Here is a 15941-nt window from a genome sequence, read left to right on the forward strand (position 1 = left end):
GCCGCCGCCGTCACGCTTGACGGCCGCTTCCTTTTATGTTCTCTATTCGTTCTATTCAATCATAGATTGTCCCGGAGACCTTTCGTGATGAACAGTATGCGTGGCGAGAACCAGCCGACCCAGCTCGTAATTCATAATGACGATGATACGCCGGACCAATTCGTGATGGATCTGCTTCGGCAGGTTTTCGGCAAATCAGACCGTGAAGCGACCGCGCTGATCACCCAGATCGAGCAGAAGGAAAAAGCGGTTTGCGGACCTTACCCGCAATCGGTTGCCGAAGCCCTTTTCAAATCTGCGCAACAATCCATCGAATTGGCCGGCCACCAACTGCAGGTCACGCTAGAGGCGGTCAAGACTCCTTGCGAACTCTGTGGCAAGCCTGAGGGACAGACCGACGTTCGTATCGGCGACCGAACGGTCTGGCTGTGCAGCGACTGCATGCGTGCGGCGGATGAACCCTCGAACGAACAAGAGGAAGATTTCGACTTTGCTTGCGACGTTCTCGATTGGCACCTTGCCAGCACCGCGCGCAGCAAACTCGTGACCACGATCCGCCAGTTTCCTGGCCACATGCGGGTCGATCTCCAGGCCGCCGTCGACCGGCTCTTCGGCAAGGCCATCCGGCTGGTGGGACTGAACGAGGAGCAGCGCTACGAAACGCTGTCGATTCCACGACTGCTCAAGGAGGGCCGCTATGCGATCGCGATTGCCCCGCTGCAATATTCCGACGTCGACGTAGGCGAGAAGAGCCCGGTCAAGTGTCTGGATAACGGGCTGTGGCTGTGTGAGCAGGATCATCTCCGCTATGCGGTTTTGCTCTGCGCACACCGCGAATACAGTCGCGAGCCCGGAATTCGGATCGAAATCCTGGTACCCTCAGGTTCCGCAGGCGCGGCTCTCGTCCAGCAATGCTTCAGTGAATTGGAAGAAGCCGTACAGGCTGCGCGGACCTATCGCGGCAAGATCCTGTCGCTCGATGCCGATTCCGACTATCGCGGTCGCTCGCGCGGCATCACGGTGCATCGCTTGCCGCAGGTCACGCGCGACGAGGTGATCCTGCCGGAGCAGACCCTGCGGCTGCTCGATCGCAACGTTCTGACCTTCGTCAACACCCGAGACCAATTGCGCCGGCTGGGCCAATCGACACGCAAAGGCATCTTGCTGTACGGGCCGCCGGGCACCGGCAAGACCCACACGATCCGTTATCTGGCAACGCATTTGCCCGGGCATACGACGCTGATCATCACGGCCGAGCAGATCGGTTTGCTCGGCGCCCATATGAGCCTGGCACGGCTGCTCCAGCCGTCGATGGTGGTGATCGAGGATGTCGATCTCATCGCCCGTGACCGCGATGACATGGGGCCGTGTGAGGAATCCATGCTGAACAAGCTGCTCAACGAGATGGACGGGCTGAAGGAAGATGCCGACATCCTGTTCGTCCTGACCACCAATCGGCCGGAGGACCTCGAGGGAGCTCTCGCGGGTCGTCCCGGCCGCATCGATCAAGCCATCGAAGTGCCGCTGCCCGACGAGACCGGCCGCGGCAAGCTGGTCCGGCTCTACGGCAAGGGACTGCCGCTCGATGGGGCGGTGATCGCAGAGGCTGCCCGGCGCAGCGCGGGCACAAGTTGCGCCTTCATCAAGGAATTGATGCGACGACTGGCGCAAGGAAGCATCGCGCGGGACGGCGGCAACACCGTGATCTCCGCCGATATCGACGAGGCGCTTGACGACATGCTGTTCTCCGGCGGCCGGCTTAACGCGCAGCTGCTCGGCGGCGCGCAGGCAATGGCCACCGGGTGACGCTCCGAAGTGGCGCGCCTGCTACGGCGCGCAGGTGAAGCTCGACGCCTCCGTCACTGGGCCGCTCTTGTAGTGCGGCCACGTTGGCCAGCGGCACAGCGGCTGCGCGCGAAGCGTCGCAAACGACGGCGCCTCGACCTTCTGCTCGGTAACTTCCAGATCGCCGGGCGCCCTGCCCTTTTCGACCCAGTCGACCAGCACGCTCAGCATGTCGACATTGGCCGGCGCGCCGGAGCCGACATGGTCGACCCCTGGCGCGGTGTAGAGCCGCGCGAACTCGGCCGTCTCGGCTTTGCCGACCTTGCGTTCGACGTTCTCGAAATAGCGGATGCCGGCATAGGGGCTTTGCGCGTAGTCCGCCATATGTTCGAGCATGATCAGCCGGCCGCCGCGAGCGCGGAAGCGGCTGAGGTCGGGGTCGGTGGAATCCATCAGGCTGGAGACCTCGAGCAGCCGCGCCTTGTGCGCTTCGGGCTTATACGTCGTCACGTCGAGCTTGGGATCGCGCGCGAACACGTATTGGATGCCGCCGGCGCCGTAGATCCAGGCGATGCCATTATTGGGCGCGGGCGGCTGCGCGGGAGGCGCCGTGCCAAGCCACCACGCGACCCAGCCGCCGGTCGGGCCGACCGCCGGCGTGTCCTCGCCCGACACGCCCCAGCCCGGATAATCGTCGAGGCCATTGGCGAGCGCGAACGGGAATTTGTAGGTCGCATGCAAGGTCTCGATCGCCTTGATCTGTGCGTCGGTGAGGCACTGATCGCCCGTCTTGCCGCTCGCGCAACGCAGCGTCTCCGCCTTGAAGGCCGCCTTGCAGGAAACGGGATCTTGCACCAGCGCGTCATCGGAGCCGTCGGCCTTGTCGCAAGCGGCCCGCACGGCATCGCCGACTAGCTTCACCTGCGCCGGATTGATCCAGCCATCACCCATGGTCACGAGCCCCGAACGCGTGCCGGCATGCTGCAGGCCGACCCAGTTGATGACGGGCACGCGAGCAAAGATGCCGTCGAAATCAACAGGGTAGCGCTGCGCCATGGTGAGGCCTTCGCGGCCGCCTTCGGACGACCCCATGAAGTACATTTTCTCCGGCGCCTTGCCGTAAGCGCGCTGCATCAGCGCGACGGCGGCATCGCGCACCTTCTTGTAGGCGCGATGGGCGAAATTCTCGAAGGCTTCGTCGTTGAGCGCGAACAGCTGCGGCGGCTCGCCCGGCTTGGACTCGTGACCGGAATCGGTGCCGTAGGTGACGAAGCCGCGCGCGAGCGGCGACGGCTTGTCGAAGGGATAGGCCGGCGGCAGCGCCAGGCCCGTGATCAGCACGCCATTGAATCCGCCGCCGCCATATTGCAGCGAACGGCCGTTCCATTCGACGGGCAAATTGACCTGAAACTTGATCGGCGGCGCCTTGGGATCGGTGGGATCGATGTGGCCGAGCACCTTGCAGAAGCCGGGATTGGCGGGCGTGACGCGCCCCGACGGCGTCGGGCCGCGTTCGGCGACGGCCAGTTGCGAGGGCGCCAGCAACGTCGCCGAATCGATCACGGCGTCGGCGCCGCCGACGAGGCCGTTGCAGACAGTGTCCGCATCCTCAGTCAGCGTCACCGCTGAAGCGGAATTCGCGCCCAGCGCGCCCGCTGCGCCCACCAGCAATGCGCACAGCTTCACATGGATTTGCGCCATCGTTTCCCCCTGAGTTTCTGTTCGTTCTGCCAGCAGGCCGCATTCAAGGCGCCCTGCGGCCGCTCGTCAATGCAGTGCTAGTGCTCAAACACCAGCCGCGCGCCGACGGTGCCCTCGAGGCTGCGGATCTGCTGCAGCAGCGCGCCTGAATCCTGGCCGCCGAGGTCGGCATCGAGCACGACGTAACCGAGGTCGCCGGAGGTCTCCAGATATTGCGCGGCGATATTGATGTCGCGCTGGAGGAAGACCTCGTTGAGCCGGCGCAGCATGCCGGGCACGTTGCGATGGACGTGGCTGAAGCGCGCGCCGGAGGGACGCAGATGCAGCTGCACTTCCGGAAAATTCACCGCGCCCGTGGTCGATCCGGTGATGAAAAAGTCGACCAGCTTGCGCGCCACCTCGCCGCCGATGCGCTCCTGCGCCTCCTCGGTCGAGCCGCCGATATGCGGCGTGAGGATGACATTGCCGAGGCCCTGCACCGGGCTGTTGAAGCGGTCCGAATTCGAGGACGGCTCGACCGGAAACACGTCGATGGCGGCACCCGCGAGATGGCCGTCGCGCAGAGCCCCCGCCAACGCATCGAGATCGACGACGGTGCCGCGGCTGTTGTTGATCAGGAGCGAGCCGGGCTTCATCGCCCGCAGCTCCTTCTCGCCGATCATCCCTGATGTCTCCGGCGTCTCCGGCACGTGCAGGCTGACGACGTCGCTCTGCGCGAGCAGCTCCTCCAGCTTCTCGACTGGCTCGGTGTTGCCGTGGCGGAGCTTGTCGGTGCGGTCGAAATAGATCACGCGCATGCCGATCGCCTCGGCCAGGGTCGAGAGCTGCGAGCCGATATTGCCGTAGCCGATGATGCCGAGGGTGCGGCCGCGCACCTCGCGGCTGCCGGTCGCCGACTTGTCCCAGCCGCCCTCATGGGCCGACACCGAGCGCGGGAAAATGCGCCGCAGCAGCATCACGATCTCGCCGATCACGAGCTCGGCGACGCTGCGCGTGTTGGAGAACGGCGCGTTGAACACCGGAATGCCGCGCTTGCGCGCCGCCAGCAGATCGACCTGGTTGGTGCCGACGCTGAAGCAGCCGACGGCGAGAAGCTGGTCGGCGGCCTCCAGCACCTCATCGGTGATCTGGGTGCGCGAGCGGATGCCCAGCAATGACACGCCCTTGAGCGCCCGCCGCAAATCCTCGCCGTCCAGCGCCTTGGTCAGGCGCTCGACATTGGTGAAACCCGCCGTTCTGAACAGGTCCACGGCGCTGTCATTGACGCCTTCGAGCAGCAGCGCCTTCGCGCTCCGCTCAGGGCTTCGGCCTGGGACTGACATGAAATCTCCGTGGGTCACAGCTTCGCCGCAGCTCATAGACCGCGGGGGATGCGCAGCACAATAGGGTTCGGATACGGGGAGAAGATGGCGGAGCGGTCGTCAGATCACGTAAAACCCGTGCGTCCCGTCCAGACGCAATTGTTCGACCAGGCCATATTCCCAGTCGAGATAGGCCTGCATCGCGCGTTCGTCGACGCCGGTGCCTTCATAGGGGCGGCGGTAGCGGTGAGCGGGGTCCGGCTTGAGGAAGACGTGCGGCGGCCCGATTTCGAGCGCGCCGTCGTAGCCGCCTTCCTGTACATAGACCTCCCAGCCCATCTGCGCGAGCCAGGACGCCGTCATGTCGGCGCGGACGCCCTTGTCGTCGGTCAGCGCGATGCGCGCGCCGCGTACCGGTGCGGCCATGTCGGTTTCCTGGACGAGCTGGCCGCCGGGATAATGGCGAAAGCCCGGGAGATGGCCGGCTGCATATTCCTCGGCGTCACGCACGTCGAAGCGATAGAGCGTGCGATCGGTCTGCGCGACAAGCGCAGCCATCTCGCTCGCACCGATGTGGCGCACGCCGGCGCGATAGGCGACATCGCGCGCATTGGCCGGACCGCCCTCGAACGGCCCGATCGCGCCACGCCTGTTAGCACCGTGGTCGAGCGTATGCCGCGCCAGCGTCCAGCCGATAGTGCCGTTGCGCAGCGCCCGGACCTTGTTCGGCACGCCGGCATTGATCAGCGATTGGGTGCCGATGATCGAGCGGGTGCGGCCGGCGCAATTGACGATGATGGTGGTGTCGGCATCGGGTGCCGCCTGTCCTGCCCGCAGCACCAGCTCCGCGCCGGGCACGCTGACCGAGCCCGGAATGTTCATGGTAGCATATTCGTCGAAGCGGCGGACGTCGAGGATGGCAATGTTGGCCTTGTCCGCGATGAGTTTTGCCACCTCGTCGGCACTGAACGAGGGCGTGTGCCTACGCGACTCGACCAGCTCGCCAAAGGCTTTGGAGTAGGAGTTGACGTCCTCGAACATTTGATGGCCCGCGTCGCGCCAGGCCTTCAGTCCGCCATCGAGCGCGCGGACGTTGGTATAGCCGAGCGCGGCCAGCCGCTCGGCACCCGCGGTGACGAGCCCTTCGCCGTCATCATAGAGCACGATCGGCACATTCTTGCGCGGCAGCCTGACGTCCGCTTCGATCGCAATCCGATCGGCAGCCATGTTGGCGGCGAACAGCGGATGTCCCGTCGCGAAACCAGCCTCGTGCCTGAGATCAAGCAACGCGATCTCCTCGCGGAGCAGCAGTGCACGGCGGATGTCGGCGGGAGTGACGGTGGTGATCTTCATGGCGTAAACCCTGACGAGGATTGGCCATGGGCTTTTGAACGATTGCAGAAGTGTTGGCTAGCCTTTGCGGCAGCCCGTTCATTCGCCGGGAACAAGCCGCCCGAGCCGTGGCTGCGCCAGCCGCCTCAGCTTTCGACGCGACAAATAAAGCAAAACGCCGGTGACCGCGAACAGCGGCATCAGCACAGCCGCGAGCATGAACGCGAGCTTGCCGGGCCAGCCCAGAAATGCGCCGCGGTGGATATCGAGCACGTTCGCGATGGTCTTCTCGCCGAGGGTCTTATCGGAATAACGCTCCGCAGACACGAATTGGCCTGTGATGGCATCGACGCGGAATTCGTCACGGGTGGTGTCGAGGGTCGAGTCTTTCCCCCAGGAGCGGATCCGTATCACCGTGCCCGGACCGGCGGGCAGCGTCAGCAACGCCTTGGAGAAACGGCCGCCCTCTTCGTGCAGGAAGGCGGCCCACGCGCGATCAAGCCGATCGGCTGTGCCGTCTCGCTGACACCGGCAGCACGCGACGCCTTTGTGGGCATCTTGGGCTGCATCTTCGCCGCGGCGATCTGCGGGCGCGACAGCAACCAGACGACGCCATCCTTGTACCAGTCGAACGAGTACCAGAGCCCGGTGAACGTCATCACCAGATAGACCGGCAGGACCCAGGTGCCGATCACCGCATGCAGCGACCGATGCAGACCGCGGCCACTGAGCCCGAGATTCGGCTTCAGCCACATCTTCACGCTGCCTGCACGACGCGGCCAGCGCAGCACGAGGCCCGAGATCAGCATCACGATCAGGCCGAGCGCGGCCACGCCCGTGATCTGGCGCCCCCAGCCCTTGGCGTCGCCGGGAATCAACAGCCAGCGATGCAGCTTGCGCACGGTCGCGAAAAACTCTTCGCCGTCCGGTGTGCCCAACACGCGCGCGTCATAGGGATCGACATAGAGCGAGGACGGCCGCGCGCCTCGTTCGTCGCGGGCGAAGCGCACATGCACCGCGGCGGACGGATCACTCGCCAGCGTCACGGCGGAGATTTTGCCGACGTCCTGCGCCGCAGTCAGGCGCGCAACCAGTTCGTCCGGCATCAGCGCCGGTGCCTGGCGCGGCGCGACCTGCATGATGCCGGCGTTGAGATGATCGACGATCTCGTCCTCAAAACTCATGATCGCACCGGTCAGTGCGATCACGGCGAGCAGCAGCGCCAGCACGAGGCCCGCGATGGAATGGACATGAAGCAGAGCGGCCTTGATCGCGCGCCAGGACTCACGCATCGGCGCGAGCCCTCCTGCTCGGCGCGATCATCCGAAGGGCGTCCCTGCGCGACATGCCCATCGCTAAAACTTCACCGTCGCCGACAGCGAGACCCGCCGCGCGTCGCCGAGGGCGACGTTCAGATTATTGACGGCGGAGGGATAGTAGACAGTGTCGAACAGGTTCTTGACGTTGAGCTGGTAGATCACCGGCGTGTTCTGGTATTTCATCTCATAGGTCGCGAAAATATCGGCGACCACATAAGGGGGCAGGAAGAAGGAGTTGATCGAATCGCCGGGACGATCACCGACATAACGCGCGCCGCCGCCGAGGCGGAGCTGACCCGGCAGGGCTGTGCCGAAGTCATAGACCAGATAGAGCGAGGCCGTGTTCAGCGCGACGTTCTGCAGCTTCCTGCCGAGCAGCGTGACATCCTCGGATGCCGTCACGCGGGCATCGGTGTAGCCGTAACTGCCGATCAAGGCCCAGCTGTCGGTGAGCCTGCCGGTGACATCCAGCTCGACGCCGCGCGAATGAGCACGGCCCACGGTGTGGAGTTCCACGACGCCTGCGCTGTTCGTCTTGGTCGTCTGCACGTTCTTCTTGTCGAGATCGTAGAGCGCCAGCGTTCCGGAGATGCGCTTGTTCAAATCGAACTTGACGCCGGTCTCGTATGACACGCCTTCTTCCGGCGCGACGTTGGAGCCGATCGTGACGCCGATCGGCGCAATGGTCGAATTCGGCTTCAACGATTCAGTATAGCTCGCATAGAGCGATATCTGGTCGGTGAGCTTGAAAATGGCGCCGCCGAGCGGAAGCATCTTGTCCTGGGACACATTGGTGTTGGTGACAAACGGCTTCCCGCGCCCGGCGATCTGGTCGTAGTCCATGTAGCGCACGCCGCCGACCAAGGCGAACCGCTCTGTCAGATGCAACGTGTCCTGGACGAATATCGACCACTGGCCAAGCTTGTCGGTCTGCGCACTGTCTGGATTGGACACCGTCGTTCCCGGCCCGATCAGGCCGTAAACGGGATTGTAGACATTGAAGGCGGGCGTTGTCTGCCGGATCAGATTGTCCCGGTAGATGGTGCGATACTGGCCGTCGCCACCGAACACCACGTCATTGCGCATCTCGCCGAGCCAGAAGCCGCCAGAAACGTAGGACGTTCCGTAGCTTGCGTTGCTGAGCGAACCCTGCGTGCCGTCGTTGCTGCGGGTCTCGGCGCCTGTCGTGAAGTTGATGCCGGTGATACGAAGCTGGTTGGCGCTGAAGGTCTCGGTGTTGTAGCTGTAGCCGGCGGAGAGCTTCCAATCCTGATTGAAACGGTGCTCGACAGACGCCTGGATCAGGTCCGACGTGCCCCACGTGTTATTGAAGGGCTCGTCGAGCCGGCGCGTCTTGGGCACCGCCAGCGGCGCCTTCGTCACCGGATTGAACGCCGTGCCGCGATCGAACGGATAGATGAACTCGCGATGCTCGTAGTTGAGCTGCACCGTGGTGTCCTGGCCGTACCAGGCCAGTGACGGCGCAACCAGCATCTCGCGATGGCGGCCGAAATTCCGCCAGTAATCCTCGCTGACGCCGTAGCCGATGAAGCGATAGGCCAGGCCTTGATCACCGATCGGACCGGTGATGTCGAGCAAGCCGTCGGCGCCGGTCTTGGAAGCACTGAAGGCCGAACCAAGCAGCGTAACCGAGCCGTGCTGGTACAGCTCCGGCCGCTTGCTGATCGTGTTGACGATGCCGCCGGGATCCATGATGCCGTAGAGCAGCGAGGCCGGCCCCTTCAGCACCTCGACGCTTTCGACTGCGGGATTGAAGCTGCGCCCCTGCACCAGCGGCATGCCGTTGCGCATGATCGAGCCGTCGCGGTTGTCGCCGAAGCCGCGGCGGATGACCGCGTCCTGGCTGCCGGCGAGCGTGTTGGTCTGGGTGATGCCGCTGACGTTGATCAGCGCGTCGTCGATGTTTCGCGGGAGCTGGTCCTTCAGCACCTGCTCGGGCACCACGTTGACAGCCTGCGACGTATCGAGCGGCGAAGCGCCGCTGCGCAGCGTGGTCGCGCTCGGCATCGCGCGGTAGCCGAGCTTGGCGGCCTGTTGCGCGGCGGCTTCCGCGGCCGCGCGCTCCGAGAGCGTCGGCGCTGCGGGTGCGGGATTGCGATTGCGCTGGCGCGCGGCGGTCTGAGCGCGGCGTGGGGACTGGTCCGATGCACGCGCCGCTTTCGGCCGCGGTGCCGGCGCCTCGACCGTCACCGGCGGCAGAGCCGATTGCGCTTGGGCGGCCGTCGCGCTGAAGGAAGGTGCGCCGAGCAGAACGGCTGCTCCAATGAGGAGGACTGCGCAGCTCGTGCCGGCAGGAGTTCGACCGCCGCTGACGCGCTGGCCATCCAGATGAGCACGCACTTTCGATTCACTTCCAAGTCAGACGCAGAAGCTGGCGCGTCTAACAGCCGTTGTTCGTGAAGAGAACCGCAAGCGGCCTTGAATCGCTCTAGTGTTGAATGGTTCTAGGCTTTGATCGCGCTGTTCGGCAATCCTCGATGGATTGCGCAGCGACCGCGACACGCAGCGCGCGAATTCGCGGCAACGTGTCGCGGCTTCGCGCGATCTCACGCGATCGCGGGAGCCATCAGCTCGTCGAGCTTGCGCTTGAGCGCGGTGCCGTCGGACAAGGCCCGGAGCGGCGGCCGCACGCGTAGCCAGCTCGCGTCGCCCGTCTGTGCCGCGAGGATGGCTTTCAGCGTCGTGAGGAAGGATGGTGATTTCACCACGATGTCCACGGCAGCCTGCATCCGTGCTTCGACATCCTTGCCGTCGATCATTGCCTTGACCAGCTCCGGCGCGATGTTGGCCATGCCGCAGATGGTGCCGGCACCGCCGGCGGCGATCGCGCGGGTGATGTCAACCTCGTTGCCGACGGTGATGGCGAGCTCGGGGGCGGCGGCGCGGAAGGCCTGGAATTGCTTGAAGTCGCCGCTGGAGTCTTTCAGGCCCGCAACGACCTTGCCGTAGCGCTTGCGCAAATTCGCGGCGACGCCGGTCGGGATCGCGACACCCGAGATCTGCGGGATATGGTAGAGATAGGCACGCAGGCGATCGTCGGCGACGCCGTCGAGGATCGCCGCAAAGGCATCCTCGATGCCTTCAGCGCTGACGCTTCGGTCAAAGTAAGGCGGCAGATACAGCACGTGGCGCAGGCCGAGACCGAGCACGGCACGCGTCAATGCGATGCTGTCGCCGATCGCGGGGAAGCCGCCGCCGATTCCAATTCGGTCCGGCGCAACGCCGGCCTTGAGCACGGCTTCGATGGTCGCGACGCGTTCGACGACATTGAACGAGGTGCCCTCGCCGGTGGTGCCGAACAGCACGACACCGTCGATGCCCTTACCGAAGAGTTGCTTGGCGTGGGCGGCGAGCTTGGCGGAGTCCACGCTGCCGTCCGTCGCCAGCGGCGTCGCCGAAGCCACCCAGAACCCGCGAATTGCCTCCGTCATCGCACCATCCGTTGCTGTGGCTTCGCACCACGTCTGATCTCGGACGATCAAACCCAGAGCTTGGCAAGCCTTGTTTTTGCTTTACTTTGCGGCTTGTACCTTACATACAACAAAGGCGCAAATCCTTTCCGCCGTCATGGCGCGCATAACACGCAGCCAGATTCCGAGGAGGTCTCGCATGGACATGGTGACCCCGGTCGAGCGGCCCACCCAGTTGCTCGGCGCCTTGCGCGACAGCCTCGGCGCGGCCGCCGTGCTCGTTGGCCCGGACGTGCCCGCGCGCAATTGCAACGACTGGAGCGCGAGCCTGCCGCAAACGCCGCTCGCGGTGATCCGCCCGGTCGATGCGCAAGGCGTGGCCGACGCGATTCTGACCTGCCGGCAGGCGCATCTGCCGTTCGTGCCGCAGGGCGGATTGACTGGGCTGTGCCGCGGCGCATCGCCTGAAGCAGGCTGGGTCGCGATCTCGCTCGAGCGCATGAGCGGGATCGAGGAGATCGATCACGCCTCGATGACGATGACGGTGAAAGCAGGCACGCCGCTTCAGACGATCCAGATGGCAGCCGACGAAGCCGGCTTCTTCTTTCCGCTCGATCTCGGCTCGCGCGGCTCCTGCGCCATCGGCGGCAACCTCTCGACCAATGCCGGCGGCAATCGCGTGATCCGCTATGGCATGACGCGCGAACTGGTGCTCGGGCTCGAAGTCGTGCTGCCCGACGGCACCATCATCACTAGCCTCAACAAGCTGATGAAGAACAATGCCGGCTACGATCTGAAGCATCTGTTCATCGGCTCGGAAGGCACGCTCGGCATCATCACCCGCGTGGTGCTGCGGCTGTTTCCAAAGCCGCGCTCGACCATGGCCGCGCTCTGCGCGCTCGAGGACTATGCCGCGGTGATCGCGCTGCTCGGCGCCGCGCGAAGCGGGCTCGGCCCGCTGCTGTCGGCGTTCGAGGTGATGTGGCCGGATTACTGGGACGTGATCACGAATCGCGCCGGCGTCAAGCCGCCGGTCGCCGCAGGCCACGGCCTCTACGTGCTGGTGGAAGCGCAGGGCGCCGACGAGAGCCTCGACGCGCCGCGCTTCCAAAGCTGGCTCGAAGAGCTGATGGAGCGCGGGCTGCTCGCCGACGCCGCCGTGGCGCAATCGCTGGCGCAGACGCGAAGCTTCTGGCGCGTGCGCGACATCTGCGCCGAGTTCGGCCAGGTGTTGGGTCCGCACATCTCCTACGACATCGGCCTCGCCGTGGCGCGGATGGACGAGTTCGTCACGCGCTGCAAGGCGGCGCTGGCTGATGGCGTCGAGGGATGCGAAAGCGTCTATTACGGCCATATCGGCGACGGCAATCTGCATCTCGTCTCCTGGGTCACCGGCCTTGCCGTCGAGCAGCAGCCGAAGGAAGAGATGGACGCGATCATTTACGGTCTCGTGCGCGAGATGGGCGGCAGCGTCTCGGCCGAGCACGGCATCGGCACGTTGAAGAAGAAGTGGCTGGGTCATGCCCGCAGCGAGGCCGAGATCGCGCTGATGCGAACGCTGAAGGCCGCGCTCGATCCCGATCATCTGCTCAACCCCGGCAAGGTGATCTGAGAGAGCCAATGCGATCGCTGAAGCTCGATGCGCCGAAATCGCTGTCGCAGCGGGTGATGCAGCGGCTGCGCCAGGCCATCATCGACGGCGAGTTCGCGCTCGGCGCCGCCATCTCCGAGGAGATGGTGGCAAACTCCTTCGGCGTCAGCCGCACCCCGGTGCGCGAGGCGATGGGTCAGCTGCAGGCGCAGGGCCTCGTCGTGATCCGGCCGCAGGTCGGCAGTTTTGTCTTTACGCCAAGCGCGGAAGACATCACCGCGCTCTGCACGTTCAGGATCGCGCTGGAGCCCAAGGCCGCTGAGCTCGCCTTCCACCATGATCGCGCCGGTGCGATCGCGACGATGAGCGAGGCGATCGCGGCGATGGAGCCGGCGATTGCAGCCAGGGACAACATCGCCTATGGCCGCGCCGATGCCGCTTTCCATGAGGCGCTGTTCGCCCATTGCGGCAACCGCTATCTCGCCGAATCCTATCAGCTCGCATCTAGCCGCGTCGCGGCACTCCGCACCAATTTGACTTCGCCGATCGACGTGCGCACGCGCACGTCTTTCGACGAGCATCGCAAGCTGCTCGATCTGTTCGCCCGCGGCGAGTTTGCCGCCTTCGCGACGCTGATGACCACGCACGTCACCAATTCTGGCGTGGTCTACGCCAAAGCGCTGCAGGTCGATTGAGCGCTGCTACCGCGCATTTTTCGTGCCGGGCCTGTCCAGAAAATCCAGCGCGGTGTTGATCTGTTCGAGCTGGTGTTCGATTTTGTCGCGGTCCTCGGCCGTGGGCGCCTTCTCGAGCTGCTCAACCAGCTTCTGCTTTCGGAGCAGCAAGTTCTCTATGACTGTACTCACGGCTCCCCCATCCGCCAGGGGCGAACATCGAGGCAATATTACACCCCGGAGGCGAGCGCGCGCCAGCCGGGCCCAGCGCAACCCTGCATCAGAATGTTCGCGAGGGCAGTTGGTTCCTGCGCGTGACCCGAGAAGGTGCAGACAGCTGATGGCGGCGCTCGCGAACGGTTAACGCGGTCGCACGCCCGGGCTGCCGGTCGCGGAACCGGATCTTTCACCTGCCCGTCGGTTGTATTCGGAGGCCCGGAGTCCTATGCGTATGCGCCATGGACATCCAGATCATCGCCGCCGAAAAACCCCTGATGGCGCAGGCACGCCCGCACAAGCCGGCGCCGTTCCTGCCGATGAGTCGCGCCGAGATGGATGCGCTCGGCTGGGACGCTTGCGACATCGTGCTGGTGACGGGCGATGCCTATGTCGACCATCCCAGCTTCGGCATGGCCATCATCGGCCGGCTGCTGGAGGCGCAGGGCTTTCGGGTCGGCATCATCTCGCAGCCGGACTGGCATTCGGCCGAGCCGTTCAAGGCGTTGGGCAAGCCAAAAGTCTTCTTCGGCGTCACCGGCGGCAACATGGACTCCATGGTGAACCGCTACACCGCGGATCGTCGCCTGCGCCATGACGATGCCTATACCGCGGGCGGCGAAGGTGGCAAGCGGCCGGACCGCTGCACCGTCGTCTACGCGCAGCGTTGCCGCGAGGCGTTCAAGGGCGTCCCGGTCGTGCTCGGCGGCATCGAGGCCTCGCTGCGCCGGATCGCGCATTACGATTACTGGTCCGACAAGGTGCGCCGCTCGGTGCTGGCCGACGCCAAGGCGGACCTGCTGCTCTACGGCAATGCCGAGCGCGCCGTCGTCGAAGTGGCCAATCGTCTCGCCGCCGGCGAGGCGCCGCGCGAGCTCGACGACATCAGGGGCGTCGCGCTGTTCCGCCGCGTGCCCGACGATTACACCGAGCTGCACGCCGACGATATCGACTCCGCCGATGAGGGCGCTTCGCGCACGAAAGGCTTGACCGTGATCCGGCTGCCCGCTTTGGAGCAGGTCGAGCAGGACAAGGAAGCCTATGCGCGCGCGTCCCGCGTGCTGCACCGGGAGAGCAATCCCGGCAATGCGCGGCCGCTGGTGCAGCGCCACGGCGATCGCGATCTCTGGCTCAACCCGCCGCCGATTCCGCTGACCAGCGAGGAGATGGACGCCGTCTACGATCTTCCTTACGCGCGCGCCCCGCATCCGTCCTACGGTGACGCGAAGATCCCGGCGTGGGACATGATCAAGTTCTCGGTGACGATCATGCGCGGCTGTTTTGGCGGCTGCACCTTCTGCTCGATCACCGAGCACGAGGGCCGCATCATCCAGAACCGGTCCGAGGGCTCGATCCTGCGCGAGATCGAGAAGATCCGCGACAAGACGCCGGGCTTCACCGGCGTGATCTCGGACATCGGCGGTCCCACCGCCAACATGTACCGGATGGCGTGCAAGGACCCGAAGGTCGAGGCCGCGTGCCGGCGGCCGTCCTGCGTCTTCCCCGAGATCTGCCCGAATCTCAACACCTCGCATGACGATCTGATCCGGCTCTATCGCAAGGTGCGCGAGACCAAGGGCATCAAGAAGGTGATGGTGGCCTCCGGCGTGCGCTACGACCTCGCGGTCGAGAGCCCCGAATACATCAAGGAGCTCGTCACCCATCACGTCGGCGGCTATCTGAAGATCGCGCCGGAGCATACCGAGCGCGGACCGCTCGACAAAATGATGAAGCCCGGCATCGGCGCCTACAACCAGTTCAAGCGGATGTTCGATGCCGCGGCCGAACAGGCCGGCAAGAAATACTACCTGATCCCGTATTTCATCGCGGCGCATCCGGGCACGACCGACGAGGACATGATGAACCTCGCGCTGTGGCTGAAGAAGAACCGCTACCGCGCCGATCAGGTGCAGACCTTCCTGCCCTCGCCGATGGCGACCGCAACGGCGATGTACCACACCGGCGTCAACCCGCTGCGCGGCGTGCGGCGCGGCGGCAGCGACAAGGTCGAGGCGATCAAGGGCCTGCGCCAGCGCCGCTTGCACAAGGCGTTCCTGCGCTACCACGACCCCGACAATTGGCCGGTACTGCGTGAAGCCCTGAAAGAGATGGGCCGCGCCGATCTGATCGGTTCGCGCCCCGACCAGCTGGTCCCCGCGCACCAGCCGCCCGGCACCGGCAAGGCCGCCGGCACGCGGCGGCCGGTTCGTCCAGACGGCAAGACGCAGCGGTTCACGACCAAGAATTTGCGGGTGATGAAGTAGCGGGCGAGCCGGATCAGGTCCGGTTCAGCTTCGCATTGTCGCCCTCAAAACAAAAACCTCGAAAACAACCCCATGCACAGTAGCCGGCATGAGCGGGATCAATGACTTAGGCGATTGCCGAATCCGTTGAATCCGCGGGGTGAGATAACGGAAAAACCGAAATTATGTTTTGACGAAATATTGACTCGTCGGGCAAAACAGGCGCAAGATGCCATTGTCGCGGCACGCGTGGCAGGGCGAGCCCCAACCGCTACTCCGTATCGATATCCTCGAGCTTCACACCGCGTCCCGCGCGGAGGCTCGAAGCAACCGTCCTCCGACTTGAAT

10 protein-coding genes and 1 pseudogene are annotated in these 15941 nt (G+C 64.9%); 4 read left to right on the forward strand and 7 right to left on the reverse strand.

The genetic code is table 11. From position 1 onward, the window contains the following. Positions 1–87: 87 nt before the first annotated feature. Entirely contained in the window at positions 88–1806 is a 1719-nt protein-coding gene (locus tag AC0L3B_RS17900; RefSeq protein WP_473380890.1) for an ATP-dependent Clp protease adaptor ClpS, read from the forward strand. Between the two features lie 21 nt (positions 1807–1827). Here AC0L3B_RS17900 and AC0L3B_RS17905 read toward each other — a convergent pair whose 3' ends face one another. From AC0L3B_RS17905 to AC0L3B_RS17930, 6 genes and pseudogenes are all read right to left on the reverse strand, one after another. Beyond that, positions 1828–3486, reverse strand: coding sequence for a tannase/feruloyl esterase family alpha/beta hydrolase (locus AC0L3B_RS17905; protein WP_473380834.1), 1659 nt, complete (start codon positions 3484–3486; stop codon positions 1828–1830). Between the two features lie 77 nt (positions 3487–3563). Next, positions 3564–4808, reverse strand: coding sequence for a phosphoglycerate dehydrogenase (serA, locus tag AC0L3B_RS17910; protein ID WP_085351563.1), 1245 nt, complete (start codon positions 4806–4808; stop codon positions 3564–3566). A 99-nt stretch (positions 4809–4907) separates the two neighbouring features. After that, on the reverse strand, positions 4908–6140 hold the full coding sequence (locus AC0L3B_RS17915; protein WP_473380835.1) for a rhodanese-like domain-containing protein: 1233 nt from the start codon (positions 6138–6140) through the stop codon (positions 4908–4910). 78 nt (positions 6141–6218) lie between these two features. Next, positions 6219–7411 (reverse strand): annotated as a pseudogene (locus tag AC0L3B_RS17920) (PepSY-associated TM helix domain-containing protein). Between the two features lie 63 nt (positions 7412–7474). Continuing rightward, positions 7475–9799, reverse strand: a complete 2325-nt coding sequence (locus AC0L3B_RS17925) for a TonB-dependent siderophore receptor (protein WP_473380836.1) — start codon at positions 9797–9799, stop codon at positions 7475–7477. 206 nt (positions 9800–10005) lie between these two features. Further along, entirely contained in the window at positions 10006–10890 is an 885-nt protein-coding gene (locus AC0L3B_RS17930; protein WP_473380837.1) for a dihydrodipicolinate synthase family protein, read from the reverse strand. Positions 10891–11068: 178 nt separating this feature from the next. Between AC0L3B_RS17930 and AC0L3B_RS17935 the strand changes: the two genes are divergently transcribed. Both AC0L3B_RS17935 and AC0L3B_RS17940 read left to right on the forward strand, forming a co-directional pair. Beyond that, positions 11069–12481 carry an FAD-binding oxidoreductase gene (locus tag AC0L3B_RS17935; protein ID WP_473380838.1) on the forward strand — a complete coding sequence of 471 codons (1413 nt, stop codon included), beginning with the start codon at positions 11069–11071 and terminating at the stop codon, positions 12479–12481. 8 nt (positions 12482–12489) lie between these two features. After that, the gene (locus tag AC0L3B_RS17940; protein WP_473380839.1) at positions 12490–13155 is read left to right on the forward strand and encodes a GntR family transcriptional regulator; all 666 of its coding nucleotides are present in this window, start codon (positions 12490–12492) and stop codon (positions 13153–13155) included. Between the two features lie 6 nt (positions 13156–13161). Here AC0L3B_RS17940 and AC0L3B_RS17945 read toward each other — a convergent pair whose 3' ends face one another. Further along, positions 13162–13326, reverse strand: a complete 165-nt coding sequence (locus AC0L3B_RS17945; protein ID WP_162847272.1) for a hypothetical protein — start codon at positions 13324–13326, stop codon at positions 13162–13164. A 266-nt stretch (positions 13327–13592) separates the two neighbouring features. On the opposite strand from AC0L3B_RS17945, the gene AC0L3B_RS17950 reads away from it, so the two are divergent. Further along, the gene (locus AC0L3B_RS17950; RefSeq protein WP_085361149.1) at positions 13593–15614 is read left to right on the forward strand and encodes a YgiQ family radical SAM protein; all 2022 of its coding nucleotides are present in this window, start codon (positions 13593–13595) and stop codon (positions 15612–15614) included. The last annotated feature ends 327 nt before the right edge of the window (positions 15615–15941 follow it).

The organism is Bradyrhizobium sp. Kon56 (genome assembly GCF_055807635.1).